The organism is Blastomonas sp. SL216, from assembly GCA_026625625.1.
GTDB lineage: Bacteria > Pseudomonadota > Alphaproteobacteria > Sphingomonadales > Sphingomonadaceae > Blastomonas.
Window position 1 is genome coordinate 1,998,464 of the sequence record CP113055.1, and the last position, 14,505, is coordinate 2,012,968.

16 protein-coding genes and 1 tRNA gene are annotated in these 14,505 nt (G+C 63.8%); 7 read left to right on the forward strand and 10 right to left on the reverse strand.

What is annotated here, in order from left to right; genetic code table 11:
• Positions 1-8 precede the first annotated feature (8 nt).
• Complete coding sequence (locus OU999_09360) at positions 9-581, reverse strand: hypothetical protein (protein WAC21981.1); 573 nt, start codon at positions 579-581, stop codon at positions 9-11.
• Positions 582-705: 124 nt separating this feature from the next.
• Between OU999_09360 and OU999_09365 the strand changes: the two genes are divergently transcribed.
• The 3 genes from OU999_09365 to OU999_09375 are packed head-to-tail and all read left to right on the forward strand — an operon-like array spanning position 706 to position 3,118.
• Positions 706-1,362: a multiubiquitin domain-containing protein gene (locus OU999_09365; protein WAC21982.1), complete on the forward strand. Its 657-nt coding sequence runs from the start codon at positions 706-708 to the stop codon at positions 1,360-1,362.
• A gap of 5 nt (positions 1,363-1,367) precedes the next feature.
• Positions 1,368-2,756, forward strand: coding sequence for a ThiF family adenylyltransferase (locus OU999_09370; GenBank protein WAC21983.1), 1,389 nt, complete (start codon positions 1,368-1,370; stop codon positions 2,754-2,756).
• Complete coding sequence (locus tag OU999_09375; GenBank protein ID WAC21984.1) at positions 2,753-3,118, forward strand: DUF6527 family protein; 366 nt, start codon at positions 2,753-2,755, stop codon at positions 3,116-3,118. The genes OU999_09370 and OU999_09375 overlap by 4 nt, the downstream gene beginning before the upstream one ends.
• Positions 3,119-3,294: 176 nt before the next feature.
• Here the strand turns inward: OU999_09375 and OU999_09380 are convergent, their stop codons facing one another.
• Both OU999_09380 and OU999_09385 read right to left on the reverse strand, forming a co-directional pair.
• The gene (locus OU999_09380; protein ID WAC25396.1) at positions 3,295-4,497 is read right to left on the reverse strand and encodes a tyrosine-type recombinase/integrase; all 1,203 of its coding nucleotides are present in this window, start codon (positions 4,495-4,497) and stop codon (positions 3,295-3,297) included.
• A 176-nt stretch (positions 4,498-4,673) separates the two neighbouring features.
• Positions 4,674-4,760 (reverse strand) — tRNA-Leu (locus tag OU999_09385).
• A gap of 237 nt (positions 4,761-4,997) precedes the next feature.
• On the opposite strand from OU999_09385, the gene OU999_09390 reads away from it, so the two are divergent.
• Positions 4,998-5,942 (forward strand): complex I NDUFA9 subunit family protein, encoded by a 945-nt coding sequence (locus OU999_09390; GenBank protein ID WAC21985.1) that lies wholly within the window; start codon positions 4,998-5,000, stop codon positions 5,940-5,942.
• Positions 5,943-5,963: 21 nt separating this feature from the next.
• On the opposite strand, the gene OU999_09395 is transcribed toward OU999_09390, so the two are convergent.
• The gene (locus tag OU999_09395) at positions 5,964-6,560 is read right to left on the reverse strand and encodes a TetR family transcriptional regulator (protein ID WAC21986.1); all 597 of its coding nucleotides are present in this window, start codon (positions 6,558-6,560) and stop codon (positions 5,964-5,966) included.
• A gap of 60 nt (positions 6,561-6,620) precedes the next feature.
• On the opposite strand from OU999_09395, the gene OU999_09400 reads away from it, so the two are divergent.
• Entirely contained in the window at positions 6,621-7,529 is a 909-nt protein-coding gene (locus tag OU999_09400) for a metal-dependent hydrolase (GenBank protein ID WAC21987.1), read from the forward strand.
• A 115-nt stretch (positions 7,530-7,644) separates the two neighbouring features.
• Here OU999_09400 and recR read toward each other — a convergent pair whose 3' ends face one another.
• A complete protein-coding gene (recR, locus tag OU999_09405) occupies positions 7,645-8,241 on the reverse strand; it encodes a recombination mediator RecR (protein ID WAC21988.1) in 597 nt (198 codons plus the stop codon).
• Positions 8,242-8,291: 50 nt separating this feature from the next.
• On the opposite strand from recR, the gene fmt reads away from it, so the two are divergent.
• Together fmt and truA are read left to right on the forward strand one after the other, a co-directional pair.
• Positions 8,292-9,197, forward strand: coding sequence for a methionyl-tRNA formyltransferase (gene fmt, locus OU999_09410; protein WAC21989.1), 906 nt, complete (start codon positions 8,292-8,294; stop codon positions 9,195-9,197).
• The gene (gene truA, locus OU999_09415) at positions 9,194-9,934 is read left to right on the forward strand and encodes a tRNA pseudouridine(38-40) synthase TruA (GenBank protein ID WAC21990.1); all 741 of its coding nucleotides are present in this window, start codon (positions 9,194-9,196) and stop codon (positions 9,932-9,934) included. The genes fmt and truA overlap by 4 nt, the downstream gene beginning before the upstream one ends.
• On the opposite strand, the gene OU999_09420 is transcribed toward truA, so the two are convergent.
• The 5 genes from OU999_09420 to OU999_09440 all read right to left on the reverse strand — a co-directional run bounded on the left by OU999_09420 (position 9,931) and on the right by OU999_09440 (position 14,419).
• Positions 9,931-11,250 (reverse strand): ATP-binding protein, encoded by a 1,320-nt coding sequence (locus OU999_09420; protein WAC25397.1) that lies wholly within the window; start codon positions 11,248-11,250, stop codon positions 9,931-9,933. The genes truA and OU999_09420 overlap by 4 nt on opposite strands.
• A 76-nt stretch (positions 11,251-11,326) precedes the next feature.
• A complete protein-coding gene (locus OU999_09425) occupies positions 11,327-12,004 on the reverse strand; it encodes a response regulator transcription factor (protein ID WAC21991.1) in 678 nt (225 codons plus the stop codon).
• Positions 12,005-12,122: 118 nt separating this feature from the next.
• Positions 12,123-12,443, reverse strand: a complete 321-nt coding sequence (locus tag OU999_09430) for a PepSY domain-containing protein (GenBank protein WAC21992.1) — start codon at positions 12,441-12,443, stop codon at positions 12,123-12,125.
• A 152-nt stretch (positions 12,444-12,595) separates the two neighbouring features.
• A complete protein-coding gene (locus OU999_09435; GenBank protein ID WAC21993.1) occupies positions 12,596-13,327 on the reverse strand; it encodes an SIMPL domain-containing protein in 732 nt (243 codons plus the stop codon).
• A gap of 240 nt (positions 13,328-13,567) precedes the next feature.
• Positions 13,568-14,419, reverse strand: coding sequence for a D-amino-acid transaminase (locus OU999_09440; protein ID WAC21994.1), 852 nt, complete (start codon positions 14,417-14,419; stop codon positions 13,568-13,570).
• Positions 14,420-14,505 lie beyond the last annotated feature (86 nt).

Genomic DNA, 14,505 nt, shown 5'->3' on the forward strand with positions numbered 1-14,505 from the left:
ATGTTCCTTCATAAATCACCTATCAATGGGCTGGTGGCGATCTTTCGCCGTATCCGCCGCCGGGTCGAGTCATACTCGACCGACGTTATTCCAAGCCGCTCCTGAATTTCTTTTGGCGAGAGCTCGTCGGCGAGCGCCTTCAGAAGTTCGAAAGCGACCATATCGTCGGCAAACAAAGTTTCCACGCGCCGCACCAGATCTTGTTCGATCGCAAGGCACTCAGGATCCGGCAGGTCACCCGGCACCTGATGGAGCGCCTCGTTATCGTCACCCGCGTCGAATGCCGGCCTCTTCTCGCGAACCTGACGCCGCCAAGCTTCGCTCGCGAGGCTGCGGATGATTTCCCGCAGAAATACCGTGAAGGGCACATGCGATGGCCATCGCCGCGTCCCGTCCATCGCTCGCTGCACGGCATCATGGAGCAAGTCCTGCCAGTCGACACCGACGAGCCCGCGTGCGCGCAGCCTCGCTATGTGTCCCAACCGCGCGAAATCCGCATCACCGAGTGCAGCGACGGCGAGTGCCACCTCCGCCGGAGAGGCGTGATCCTCGTTATTCGATCGGGAACGCGTCAAGACCATATCGGGCTATGCTGGGCCGAGATGCGTTTGCGGACAAGCCTCACAAAATAAATTTTCGAAGCGGCCGATGTCCGCATCCCGCTTCGCCCTCAGCATAAGGGGGTATCAACCGATGGAGGCCGTCATGTCTGAGGAAAAGAAGAAGGAAAAGCCGTTCAAAATTCAGATCGACAAGCAGCATCTGGAAATCGACAACCCCACGCCGACCGCGCGAGATCTCTTGGCACTCGCCGGCAAGACGCCTGCAGAGCATTATGCGCTGTACCGCAAGGATAAGGGGCAGCCGACCCGTCTGCAGCTCGACGAGCGGGTCGACCTTCGGGAACCCGGCGTCGAGAAGTTCGTGACCCTTCCGCTCGATCAGACCGAAGGGCTCGGCGCCGGTCGCCGTCAGTTCTCGCTGCCGGAGGAGGACACTGAATGGCTCGACAGCCTCGACCTGATGTATGAGTTCGTCGCCGAGGGTGGCATTCCGCGCGTGGTAATCTACGGGTGGCCGGTGCCGCCCGGCTACAATGTCGAGAAAGTCGATGTGAACGTCCGCATCGACCCCGGCTATCCGGACATTCAGATCGACATGGCCTATTTCACCCCGGCGCTGGTCCGGCGCGACGGACGGTCGATCGGCGCGACAAGCGACGACAGTTTCGATGGAAAAATCTGGCAGCGCTGGAGTCGGCACCGGACGGCGGCCAACCCTTGGCGGCCCGGTCTCGACAGCCTATCGACCCATTTCGCCCTCGTGGAAGACTGGCTCGCCCGCGAACTTCGCAAGGGCTGATTTAGATGATCTTTTCCTTGACGATAACCGAGGCCCAGCATGCCGCGCTTCGAGCGCACCTCTTTCCCGGCGACGGAAAGGAAGCGGTCGCGCTCCTTCTCTGCGGTCGCACGGTGCGTCGTGGACGAACGCGTTTCGTCGTCAGCGAGGTCCATCTGGTGCCGCATGCTGTTTGCGACCGCGAAGTTGACCGGGTGACCTGGCCGACCGACATGCTGCCCGATATGCTATCGCGTGCTGCAAGACGTGGCCTCAGCTTGTTCAAAATTCACGGCCATGCGGGCGTACCGGACTTCTCCCCTATCGACGACGCCGCGGATAGCGCGCTGTTTCCGAGCGTCCACGCCTGGGCGGATGGGCCGCACGGCAGTGCTGTAATGCTCGACGGCGAGCGTATCTTCGCTCGCGTTGTCGATGCCGATGGCGCCTTTCACGCTATTCACCGTGTTGCACGCATCGGCGACGACTTGAGCTTTTGGGACCGGGAAGGCGCAGGCATCGCCGTCCCCGAACACGCCCGGCGCGTGGCACAAAGCTTCGGCGCCGGGACCTATGACGTCCTCCGCCGGTTGAGAATCGGCGTGATCGGCTGCTCGGGAACTGGCAGCGTCGTGATCGACCAGCTCGCCCGAAATTGCGTCGGCGAACTGGTGCTCGTCGACCCGGACGTGATCGAAGAAAAGAACCTCAATCGCATCGTCAATAGTACGCGCTCCGACGCCGAGGCCCGCCGGCCCAAGGTCGAAGTGATGGCCGATGCCATCCACCGGCTCGCGTTCGGCACCGAGATCGAGACTTATAAATCGTCGCTCTTTGCACCCGAAGCCGTGAGGGCCATTGCATCCTGCGATATCGTCTTCGGCTGCATGGACAGCATAGACGGGCGGCATTTACTCAATCGCCTCGCGACCTTCTACGGGCTCGCCTATTTCGATCTGGGAGTGAAGCTGGAGGCGGACGGCAGAGGCGGCATCGAACAAGTGTGCGGAACAGTCCATTATCTGAAGCCCGGCGGCTCTAGCCTTTTCAGCCGACACGTCTACTCGATGGAGCAGGTTCGTGCTGCGGGCCTGATGCGGGCCGACCCCGCTGGCTACCAAGCGCTGAAGCGTGAGGGCTATATCAGGGGGATCGACGAGGACCGCCCCGCCGTCATCCAGCTTAATAGCCTCATCGCTTCGCTCGCGGTGAATGAGCTGCTGGCACGGCTGCACCCCTACCGCCTCGATTCTAATGGCGAATTCGCGGTGCACAGGATCAGTCTCAGCCATGGCATTTACGAGTATCTCGAAGACGGCGAACCCTGCGCCCTTCTGGCCCCACATGTCGGGCGCGGCGATATAACGCCTCTTTTGAACCTTCCAGAACTCAGCATGGAGGCAGCTGCGGCATGAATTTCTTCGAGCGACTTAAGCAATGGCTCGACAGGCTGTTCGGGCGAGATTTATGGCTGGTCGAGCATTGCGAAGACCCGCCGGAAGTGCCGCGTCCTCGGCGCGTTTATCTCGTCGGCGACCCTGGCCTTCAGTGGGCAGCGGCCTTCCTTTGCCCGTGCGGATGCGGTGAACTTGTCAAACTCAGCCTGATGCGCGACGACGACCCGAGCTGGATCGCATGGGGCGAACCGGGCGCGAAGGCCAGCCTCCACCCCTCGATATGGCGTGTGCGCGGTTGCCGAAGTCACTTCTTCATCAAGGAAGGCAAGGTAGTCTGGGCCAAGGAGGCCAGACCAGACCGACGATTGCCCGCCAACTAGTAACCGCGAACGACCGGTTCCGGCGAGTTAGGACGCTCAATACTGATGACCTGGGCGAACGGAGTTGGGTCGGAGTTGGCCGATCAGCAACACTTCAGCTTCAGGGCAAGTCGGCGCGTTGGAGCGGTCCTGCGTCGCCTCACCAGAGGTCCCGTAGTTCCGCTCCGGATGCTCGCCTAATTGACGGCTTTGCCCGCCCTTAGATCATCGAGATAGTCGCTCCACCACTGCGCCATCTTAACTCGCTCATCCCAGTACTGGCCCCGATTGTAGGTTCCACGGATCGCGTTGCTGTCTCCATGGGCAAGCGCGCGTTCGATGGCATCAGGGTGCCATAGCCCACTTTCGTTGAGCAGGGTTGAAGCCGTGGAACGGAACCCATGTGCAGTCATGTCATCTTTGCTGTAGCCCATACGGCGAAACGACGAGTTGATCGTGTTCTCGCTCATCGGGCGCAGACGGGTGTGGAAGGCAGGGAAGATATAGCCTTGCCCCCCGGTGATGGCCCTCAGCTCCCTGAGCAGTTCGAGCACCTGGCGTGACAGGGGCACGGCGTGGGTGCGCCGGGCTTTCATCTTTCCCGCGGGGATGGTCCAGATCGCCTTGTCGAAGTCGATCTCCTGCCACTCCCCATGCCGCATCTCGCCCGGTCGAACAAAAATGTGCGGGGCGACTTTCAAAGCCAACTTCGTGATCGGGTAGCATTCGAACGCGTCGATAGCGCGCAGCAGCTCGCCCAGCTTTTCCGGTTCGAGGATGGCTGCGTAGTGGCGCGCTTGCGGGGTCAGCAGTGCGCCCTTGAGAATGGCCGTCGGGTCCGTCGTGCAGCGGCCGGTGGCCGCGCCATAGCGGAACACCCTGCTAGCAAAGGAGCGGCATTTCTTGGCGGTCTCGCGGTTGCCCCGCGCCTCGAGCTTCTTGAGTGGAGCCAGCATCATCTGCGGGTCGACATCCGAAATCGGCATTTGGCCGATCGCAGGCTTGAGAAGATCGAGGAACCAGCGAGCCTTGAGCAGGGTGGCCTCGGCACGGCCTTCGCCGACCATCTTGTTCTCGATATACTCGCGCGCGACCGACTCGAAAGTGTTGGCGGCGCTGATCTTGGCTGTGGCCTTGCTCTTCTTTCGCGTCAAAGCAGGGTCTTCGCCCTTCGCAATACGCAGCCTGAGTTCATCGCGCTCGAGGCGGGCCGCCTGAAGACTAACTTCGGGCCAGGCACCAAGAGCGATACGCTTTTGCTTGCCGGCGAAGTTGTACTTCAGCCGCCAGAGTTTTGAGCCGTTGGGGAAGACCTCAAGGTAGAGCCCGCGTTCATCAGTTTTCTTGTAGGGGGTGGTTTCCGGCTGAAAGCTACGGATTTGCAGTGCGTTAAGAGGCATTTCGTGGCATGACCTTTCTGGAAAAAGGGCAAATGCGGGCCAATGGCCCTTTCCATGCCACGAATTCGCGTGGCATGGCGTGAAACGGCCTGAAACGCAGAGCATCAAAACCTGTCCAAAAATGGCAGATTTCTGCGGTTTTTTCAAGGTTTTTGATGCCACTCCCGCAGGAGTTTTGGTGCCCAGAAGAGGACTCGAACCTCCACGCCCTTGCGAGCGCCAGCACCTGAAGCTGGTGCGTCTACCAATTCCGCCATCTGGGCACGGGGTAGGAGCGCGCCTCTAGCCGGAGTGTTTGCAGGCGTCAACCGCCTCTTGCCACATTCGGCAAAGAAAATTGCTGCCGCCCCCAAACCATCGCGTAAAACCGCAACTGGAACGTTGCGCGGCGCGTTAGGCTGATGCAAAGGCGGTGGCGGAGACGCATTGGCTCATCGCCCCGCGCGCCCCTTGCGGGACAGCGCAGGACCTGGCCGAGAAGAATCACGGGACGTAACAGCATGCGCGACACTTTGATCACGATTTTTGGCGGTGGCGGTTTTCTGGGTCGGCATATCACCCAGCATCTGACGGCTGCAGGCGCGCGGGTGCGCATCGCCCAGCGCAACATCCGCATCGCGCAGGATGTGAAGCCGCTCGGCAATCTGGGGCAGACCCAGCTGGTCGCCGCCGATATCCGCAAGCCGGAAACCGTGGCGCGCGCGGTGCATGGCGCCGATGCGGTGATCAACCTCGTCGGCATCCTCAAGGGCGATTTCGACGCCTTCCACCATGAAGGCGCGGCCAATGTCGCCCGCGCTGCCGCAGCCGCGGGAGTGCAGGCGCTGGTCCATGTCTCGGCGATCGGCGCGGATGCAGGATCCAAAAGTGCCTATGGCCGCAGCAAGGCCGAAGGCGAGGCCGCGGTCCGCGCTGCCTTTCCGCAGGCGACCATCTTGCGCCCCTCGATCGTGTTCGGGCGCGAGGACCAGTTCGTCAACCGCTTCGCCGGGCTGATCGCCAGCCTTCCTGTCGTGCCGATCATCGGCGGCAAGGCACGCTTCCAGCCGGTCTATGTCGATGACGTGGCCGAGGCCGTGAAGCAAAGCCTTTCCGATCCCGCACGCTTTGGCGGCAGGACCTTCGAGCTGGGCGGCCCCGAAACCATCAGCATGGCCGATCTCAACAAGCGCATCGCCAAGGAGATTGGCGAAGACCCCAGCTTCATCGACATGCCCGATTCGCTCTCCGGCCTGATGGCGGGGATGACCGGATGGCTGCCCGGCGCGCCGATCACGCGCGACCAATGGGCGATGCTGCAGACCGACAATGTCGTTGCCCCCGGTGCCGACGGGCTTGAGGCGTTCGGCATCACCCCCACCCCGATGGCCGCGGTCATCGGCGACTATCTGGTGCGCTTCCGCAAGCACGGCCGGTTCGGGGTACGCGCCAAGCGCTCCAGCTGACCCGCCGCGCGGCGCTGCGGCTCAGGCGGGCTGTTCGGCCTGCCAGCTGAGCAGCGACGCGGCGAGCTGCCGTTCCGCGATGGCGCGGCCCGTGTCGCGGTCCAGCCCCAGCGCGCCGGCCAATTGCGCGCCCATCAGCGCATCGCCCAGCGCCATGGTGCACAGCGAGAGCGTATCCTCATGCAGCGTGCGGCCTTCGGGCGCGTGTTCGGCCAGTTCGTCGACCAGCTGATGGATCGCCTCGACAATCGGGTCGAGCGCATCCTCATTGCCCGATAGCAGCATCCAGCAGGCCAGCGCCCCTGCCCCTTCGCGATCAAAGGCGTCGAACGCCATGTCGACGATATCGCGCGGCGTGCCATCGCCATTGCGCAGCCGGATGACCGCCGCACCGATCATCTGACAGATCGATTGCGCGAGATACTCGGCCAGCGCCTTTTGCAGCCCCGATGCCGATCCGAAATGGTGGAGCAGATTGGCATGGGTGCGGCCGATGCGACCGCTCACCGCCTTCAGCGTCACGGCCTGGGGTCCTGTTTCGATCAGCAGCTCACGCGCGGCGACCAGTGCGGCTGTGCGGCTCTGCTCGGGGCTCAGCCGTCTTTTGGCTATTGACATCTATGTAAGTAACCTTATTGTCATCAGTGTAAGCAACAACTCAGCATTATGGACCCTGGCATGAACGCTCCGCAATCCTTTTCCACGCCTGAACCGATTGATCGCAAGCACACGCCGGCCGATCTGGAGCTTGTCATTCGCGACCGCCGCTTTGGCCGGGGCAATGCGATGCGCCGCTGGTGGATGGGCGGCGATCCCATCGGCACGGCTTTCTACAACGCGCTGTCGGTGACCTTCCCCAAGGGCGAAGCGTTCTTCATCGAAAGCGTCAAGGAATTCCGCGAAGGTACGCCCGAGCGGCTGGCGAACGAGATTCGCGCCTTTGTGAAGCAGGAGATCAACCACACGCGCGAGCATGTGGCATTCAATCGCCGCGTCGTGGACGCCGGTTACGACGTGAAGCTTCTGGAAGAGGATGTCGACAAGGCGCTGGCGCTGACCAAGGGCCGTCCGAAGATCGCCAACCTCGCCTCCACCATGGCGCTCGAGCATTTCACCGCGATCCTCGCGCAGCAGCTGCTCGCCAACCCCAGGCATCTGGAAACCGCCGATGCGGATTCGCGCGATCTGTGGCGCTGGCACGCGATGGAAGAGATCGAGCACAAGGGCGTTGCGTTCGATACCTGGAACCACGCAACGAAGGACTGGAGCCGCTGGCAGCGCTGGAAGGTCAAGTCGCTGGTGATGCTGGTCGTCACCAAGAATTTCCTGCACCATCGCGCCGTCGGCATGCTCGAACTGCTGCGCCAGGATGGCCTCACGGGGCCCAAGGTCTGGGCACAGCTGTTCTGGTACGCATTCGGCAACCCCGGCATGGCGCGCAAGATCATCCTGCCCTGGATGAGCTATTTCCTGCCCGGCTTCCACCCCTGGAAGCATGACGACCGCCACCTGATCCAGCTGGCCGAAAGCGACTATCAGGATGCGGTGATGGCCAAGGCAGAACCGGCGCTGGTTCCGGCGGAATAAGGCGATCCCACTCATGCTGTTCTCCGGCGAAAGCCGGAGGCCAGAGCGGCATGGCACAACCTGATTCCTGGACTCCGGCTTTCGCCGGAGAACGGGTAAATCAGGGGAAGCCCCGTTAGACTACCGGTTTCCTCGCTCTTAGCGCCTGCGCCAAAGTACCCTCGTCGAGATAGTCCAGCTCGCCACCCATCGGCAGCCCCTGTGCGAGCTGGGTGAGGCGGACCGGATAGCCCTCAAGCCGCTCCGCCAGATAATGCGCGGTGGTCTGGCCCTCCAGCGTCGCGTTCATGGCCAGCACCACTTCGTCGATGCCGCCTTCGGCCACGCGCGCGATCAGCGAGACGATTCCCAGATCCTCCGGCCCGATGCCGTCGAGCGCCGACAGCCGCCCGCCCAGCACATGATAGCGCCCGACGAACAGCCGCGAGCGGTCGAGCGCCCAGAGGTCCGACACCTCCTCGACCACGCACAGGCTGCGCGGGTCGCGGCGCGGGTCGGTGCAGATGCCGCAGGGGTTCTGCGTATCGACATTGCCGCAGATGTCGCAGGTCGAGAGGTTCGCGCGCACCCGCTCCATCGCCTCGACCAGCGGGGTGAACGCGCTCTCGCGCTTCTTGAGCAGATACAGCACCGCGCGGCGCGCCGAACGTGGGCCCAGCCCCGGAAGACGGGCGAGCGCAGCGGCCAGATCCTCAATCTCTTGCGATGCCATGGCCTGAGCTTTACGGAGCCGCATCGCCACCTGCAAAAGAAAAGTCCGCCATGCGCCTCGCCTTTATGGGAACTCCCGATTTCGCCGTGCCGACACTTCAGGCGCTGGTCGATGCCGGGCACGACATCGCGGCGGTCTACAGCCAGCCGCCGCGCCCGGCCCATCGCGGCAAGAAGCTGACCCCCTCGCCCGTGCACCAGCTGGCAGAATCGCTGGGGCTTGAGGTGCGCACCCCGGTGTCGCTGAAGGGCGAAGACGAAAAGGCAGCCTTTGCCGCGCTCGACCTCGATGCGTGCGTGGTCGCCGCTTATGGCCTGATCCTGCCGCGCACGGTGCTCGATGCGCCGCTCCATGGCTGCCTCAATGTCCATGGCTCGCTGCTGCCGCGCTGGCGCGGTGCCGCGCCAGTGCAGCGCGCCATCCTGGCCGACGACGCGACGACCGGCGTTACCATCATGCAGATGGAGGCCGGGCTCGATACTGGGCCGATGCTGCTCAAGGGAGAGACCCCGGTCGCGGGCAAGACGGCAGGCGAGCTGACCAGCGAGATCGCGGAACTCGGCGCACGGCTGATGGTGCAGGTGCTGGGCGACCTTGCCGCCTTCCCGCCGGTGGTGCAGCCTGAGGACGGCGTGACCTATGCCGCCAAGATCGACAAGACCGAGGCGCGGCTGGATTTCACCTGCAGCGCTGACCAGGTCGAGCGTCAGGTGCGTGCATTCAACCCGATGCCGGGCGCGTTCTTCGAGTTGAATGGCGAGCGGCTGCGCGTGCATGCAGCCGAGATGGTGGCAGGCACCGCCGCACCCGGTACCGTGCTCGACGAGCAACTCACCATCGCCTGTGCCGAGGGCGCGATACGTCCGCGCATCATCCAGCGCGCCGGGCGTCCGGCCATGCCGCTCGATGATTTCCTGCGTGGCTTTGCCATTGCACCGGGCACCGTCATCGCATGACCCGCTATGCGCTGACGCTGGAGTTCGACGGCGGCCCGTTCATGGGGCTGCAGCGCCAGGCGCATGGCCCCAGCGTGCAGCAGCATGTCGAAGAGGCGGTGCAGGCGATCACCGGCGAAGCGGCGGTCCTGCACGCCGCCGGGCGCACCGATGCGGGCGTGCATGCGCTGGCGATGCGCGCGCATGTCGATATCGCCAAGCCCTTCGACCCGTTCCGCCTGATGGAGGCGTTGAACGCGAAACTCCGCCCCCAGCCCATAGCTGTGCTCGCCTGCGAGATCGTGCCCGATGACTGGCACGCGCGCTTTTCCTGCACCGGCCGCGCATATATCTACCGCATCACCAACCGTCGCGCACCGTTGACGCTGGAGCGGGGCAAGGCGTGGCAGGTCTCTGCACCGCTCGATGTGCCCGCGATGCACGCCGCTGCGCAGCATCTGGTCGGCCATCATGATTTCACCACCTTCCGCTCGGTTCATTGCCAGGCGGCAAGCCCGGTCAAGACGCTGGACCGGCTGGAGGTCATCCGCGATGGCGACGAGATCGACATCCACGCTGCCGCACGTTCGTTCCTGCACCATCAGGTGCGATCGATGGTGGGCTGTCTGGTGCTGGTCGGGCGCGGCAAATGGACGGGCGATGACCTGAAAGCGGCGCTCGACGCGCGCGACCGCGCCGCGCTCGGCTTCAACGCCCCGCCCGACGGCCTGTATTTCGCGGGCGCAACCTACGCCTAAAGCGCGCGCGGCAGGCGCAGCCGCACCAGCAGCCCGCCCAGGTCCTCGCTCTCGTCGAGCTCGACCTTGCCGCCGTAAATTTCCGCCACATCGCGCACGATGGCAAGGCCCAGCCCGGTGCCAGGCTTGCCCGTATCGAGCCGCGCGCCGCGATCAAAAATGCGCTCGCGCTCGCGTTCGGGAATGCCGGTGCCATCGTCCTCGATCCAGATATCGACCAGCTTCGGGTCGGTTGCATCCTTGGGGTCGATGGTGACGAACACGCTGCCGCCGCCATATTTTCCGGCGTTTTCAACCAGGTTGCCCAGCATCTCTTCCAGGTCCTGGCGCTCGATGGCGACCTCGGCGGTCTTGCTGCCATCCAGATCGCAGCGGACATGCGGATAGAGCCGCACCACCGCGCGTTCGACAGCCTGCGCGCTTTCCCAGACATTGGCGCGGGCGAGCGCCTGGCCGCGCCGCCCGACTGCGCGCGCGCGGGCAAGATGGTGGTCGACCTGGCGGCGCATCACCGCTGCCTCGCGGATGACAGTATCGGCCAGGTCATCGGCGCGCGCGGTGGCGCTGTTCATCACCACCGTCAGCGGCGTCTTGAGCGCGTGCGCCAGGTTGCCGGCGTGCCGCCGAGCCTCTTCCGCCTGCTTTTCGTTATGCTCGAGCAGCGCATTCAATTCCTCGACCATCGGCATCACCTCGATCGGCATCGGATCGCGCACCCGGTCCATCCGGCCGGTCCGCATCGCCTGGATCGCCTCGCGCACCTTGCGCAGCGGCCAGAGGCCATAGAGCGTCTGCAGCCCCGCCATGATGATCAGCCCCAGCGCGAGCAGCGCGAAGCTGTAACCGAGCGTCTGGCGAAGCTCGCGCAGCTGCAGGTCCATCTCCTCGCGCGACTGCGCCACCATGAAGCGCCAGCGCACCCGCGAGCCGGGCAGGTAGATCGACTGTTCGATGATGCGCAGCTCGTGGTCGGGAAACTGGTCGCTGTCATAGATATGCGGCTGCGCGTCGCTATGATCGGTCTCGATCTTCAGCGCGCGATCCCAGAGCGAACGCGAAGTGAAATCGGCATGGCCGCGCCCGCTGATCTGCCAGTACAGCCCGCTATTGGGCTCCAGAAAGCGCTGGTCGCCCAGCGGCCGGTTGAAGAACACCTCGCCATCAGGCCCGATCTCGGCCGAAGAGATCATCGCGGTCAGCACATATTCGAGCTGGTCGTCGAAGCTGGTGGTGATGGTGTTGGTCAGGATGCGGTCGAGCGCCAGGCCGCCGCTCAGCAGCAGCACGAATATCCATGCCGCCGCGATGCCTATCATGCGGCGGCTGAGCGACCCGGTATTGGGCAGTGGCGCGGGTGCGGGCACAGCCTCTCCCGCGCCGCCATCAAGAATTTCAGCTGCCGGCACGCTCGGCGGGGTCTTCAAGGCTGTAGCCCAGGCCGCGGATGGTGGTGATCACATCGGGGCCCAGCTTCTTGCGGATGCGCGTGACGAACACCTCGATCGTATTGGAATCGCGGTCGAAATCCTGGTCATAGATATGCTCGATCAGCTCGGTACGGCTGATCACCTTGCCCTTGTGGTGGAGCAGGTACGACAGCAGCTTGTACTCCTGCGCGGTCAGCTTCACCGGCTCGCCGTTGAGCGAGACCTTGCCCGAGCGCGTGTCCAGCCGGACATCGCCTGCGGTCAGCTCGCTTGAGGCATTGCCCGAGGCGCGGCGGATCAGCGCGCGCAGCCGTGCGATCAGCTCTTCGGTCTGGAAGGGCTTGGCGAGATAATCGTCCGCGCCCGCATCGAGCCCCGCCACCTTGTCCGACCAGCTGTCGCGCGCGGTGAGCACCAGCACCGGGAAGGTGCGGCCTTCCTTGCGCCACATGCCCAGCACGGTCAGGCCGTCAATCTCGGGCAAGCCAAGATCCAGAATCACCGCGTCATAATCCTCGGTCGACCCCATGAAATGGCCGTCCTCGCCATCGACCGACAGGTCGACAGCATAGCCGGTCGCCTCCAGCGTGGACTTGAGCTGTTTGCCAAGGGTGGGTTCATCCTCGACGATCAGAATGCGCATGGGCAACTCCTGGAATACGGGTGCAATTCCGGACGACGGACGCCGCCCTGTTGGGAAAGCTCCCCATATCGGGGAAAAGCAAGGGGGTTACAAGATTGGACGGACTGACGGCACCGGATCAGCCGGCCTGGCGCAGGATCGCGCCAGTACGGGCGTCGACATCGACAAAGATGACCCTGCCATTGTCGAGGAACTTCAGCCGATAGACCTGTGATCCGGCGTCATATTCAGGGCCCAGATACTGCATGCCTCGCATTCTGGGGAGAATGCGTCCTTCGATTTCGCGCAGCGACTTGACCTGGCCCGCCATGAACTGTTCGCGCGCCTCGCTCTGTTCGCCCCGGCGCTTGCCATCGAGCGCATCCACCTGGGGCGAACCCATGACGAGCACGGCGGACGCCAGCGCCAGAGCAGACAGGGAGGAAGCAAGCAGGTTCATGATGTTTGTCTAGACCAGCCTCATTGAATGACCGCTGAATACCCCGCTAACGCCTTGTGCAGCCTTTGACCAGAGCCTCGCGACCGCTCGCCGCCCCTCCCCCGTCATTCCCGCGCACGCGGGAATGACGGGTTGAGCTTGAGGGAAAACCGTCAGCGCGTCATCTGATAGGTGACGTTGACGGTGACGCTGGTGCCGACCTGGCCACCTTCCACCGGCGGAGCGGCGGCGACGATGCCGCGCGGCGCCATCATTTTCATATCTGCGCCGCCAAAGGGCGAGGCATTGTAGGTCGCCTCAGACACCGCAAGCACCTGCACGCCGGTAAAGCCGATGCGCTTGGCATAATCCATCGCCTGCATCTGGGCGCGCTTCATCGCCTTGTCGCGGGCTTCGTTCTGCGCGGCGCTATCATCGTCGATGCTGAAGAAAGGCCCGGAAATGTTGTTCGCGCCCTGCGAGACGACCGCATCCAGGATCGCACCCAGCCGGTCGACCTGGCGTACCTTGACCGTTACGGTGTTGGTGACCTGATAGCCGATGAACCGCGGCGCGCGGCCATCACTACCATATTCATAGTCCATGTTGAGGTTGATGCCCGAGGTCTGGATGTCCTCGCGCTTGATGCCCAGGGCCACGATCTGCTTGATCACCTTGTCCATGTCCGCCGAATTCTGGCGCAGCGCGGCCGATGCGGTGGGGGCCTTGCTGGTCACGCCGGTGCTGAAGGTCGCGGTATCGGGCGCACCGAGCACGGTTTCGGTGACGCTCAGTTCCACGACCGGCGCGCCGGCGCTGGGCGTGATCTCGACGGCAGCCATGGCAGGCGTGGCCGCAGCAGCGAGGATCGCAAGGGGAAGTGCGCGGACGAGCGAGGTGGTCATGGGGTATTTCTCCAGTAATCAGAACGGTTTGGCCGCTTTTGTCTCATCCCCTTCGTCACCCCCGCGAAGGCGGGGGTCCCGCTTCACTCTCAATCGTTGAACGAGAAGCGGGATTCCCGCCTTCGCGGGAATGACGGAAGGGCTTGTTCAAGCGAACGGCCATCCATCTACGCCTCTGCACGGTTCAGCGTTGCGCGCGGCTGAACGATGAGATCAGACGCCCGACAGGAATGTAAACATTCAACCCTGCGCAAGCGCGTGGTCGATATAGGCCTTGCGCAGCGCCATCGTTTCCATGCCGGGGCGGCCATCGCCGACGCTGAGCCCGTCAATCTCCACCACCGGCATCACGAACAGCGAGGCGGAGGTGACGAACGCCTCGGCCGCGCCCTGTGCCTCGGCGATGGTGAACGGCCTTTCCTCGACCGTGATCCCGCTTTCGCGCGCGATGTCGATCAGGCTCAGCCGGGTGACACCGGGCAGGATGTGATGGCCCAGATCGCGGGTCACCAGATGGCCAGCCGGTGTGATGATGCAGGCGTTCTGCGACGTGCCCTCGGTGATCACATCACCCTCGACCAGCCAGCAATCGTCGACGCCTGCGGCCTTGGCCTCCATCTTCATCATGCTGGCATAAAGCAGTTGCACCGTCTTGATATCGCGCCGTCCCCAGCGCCGGTCTGGCCGGGTGATGATGCGCATGCCGCGCTCGGCCATCGGACTGGCGACCAGCGGCCGTGCCTGGGTGAAGGCAAACACCGTGGCGGGCGTACCCGCTGCCGGAAACAGAAAATCGCGGTCCGCAGCGCCCCGGCTGACCTGCAGATAGATGGTACCCTCGGTGAGCGCGTTGCGCTCGATCAGCGTGGCGACCACGCCAGGCCAATCGGTCGTGGCGACATCATGCGCGATCATCATTTCCGCCAGCGAGCGCTCCAGCCGCGCCATATGCGCCGCATAGTCGATGATCCGCCCTTCAATCACCGAGAACACCTCGTACACGGCATCGGCGAACAGCAGCCCGCGATCAAAGATCGACACATGCGCGGCATCTTCCGCGACGAACTGCCCATTGAGATACACTGTGCGCACGGCCGACCCTTTCTGGCTGTTTTGCCCGCGTTCTGCGCCGGGCACGGGCCGGGGGTCAAGCCGGTTGTCGGACCGCGCGCGGGGAT

Bases quoted from the DNA above. Each gene is read 5' to 3' on its own strand.
- OU999_09360 (WAC21981.1), bottom strand. From the start codon at position 581: ATGGTCTTGACGCGTTCCCGATCGAATAACGAGGATCACGCCTCTCCG.
- OU999_09365 (WAC21982.1), top strand. From the start codon at position 706: ATGTCTGAGGAAAAGAAGAAGGAAAAGCCGTTCAAAATTCAGATCGAC.
- OU999_09370 (WAC21983.1), top strand. From the start codon at position 1,368: ATGATCTTTTCCTTGACGATAACCGAGGCCCAGCATGCCGCGCTTCGA.
- OU999_09375 (WAC21984.1), top strand. From the start codon at position 2,753: ATGAATTTCTTCGAGCGACTTAAGCAATGGCTCGACAGGCTGTTCGGG.
- OU999_09380 (WAC25396.1), bottom strand. From the start codon at position 4,497: ATGCCTCTTAACGCACTGCAAATCCGTAGCTTTCAGCCGGAAACCACC.
- OU999_09390 (WAC21985.1), top strand. From the start codon at position 4,998: ATGCGCGACACTTTGATCACGATTTTTGGCGGTGGCGGTTTTCTGGGT.
- OU999_09395 (WAC21986.1), bottom strand. From the start codon at position 6,560: ATGTCAATAGCCAAAAGACGGCTGAGCCCCGAGCAGAGCCGCACAGCC.
- OU999_09400 (WAC21987.1), top strand. From the start codon at position 6,621: ATGAACGCTCCGCAATCCTTTTCCACGCCTGAACCGATTGATCGCAAG.
- recR (WAC21988.1), bottom strand. From the start codon at position 8,241: ATGGCATCGCAAGAGATTGAGGATCTGGCCGCTGCGCTCGCCCGTCTT.
- fmt (WAC21989.1), top strand. From the start codon at position 8,292: ATGCGCCTCGCCTTTATGGGAACTCCCGATTTCGCCGTGCCGACACTT.
- truA (WAC21990.1), top strand. From the start codon at position 9,194: ATGACCCGCTATGCGCTGACGCTGGAGTTCGACGGCGGCCCGTTCATG.
- OU999_09420 (WAC25397.1), bottom strand. From the start codon at position 11,250: ATGATAGGCATCGCGGCGGCATGGATATTCGTGCTGCTGCTGAGCGGC.
- OU999_09425 (WAC21991.1), bottom strand. From the start codon at position 12,004: ATGCGCATTCTGATCGTCGAGGATGAACCCACCCTTGGCAAACAGCTC.
- OU999_09430 (WAC21992.1), bottom strand. From the start codon at position 12,443: ATGAACCTGCTTGCTTCCTCCCTGTCTGCTCTGGCGCTGGCGTCCGCC.
- OU999_09435 (WAC21993.1), bottom strand. From the start codon at position 13,327: ATGACCACCTCGCTCGTCCGCGCACTTCCCCTTGCGATCCTCGCTGCT.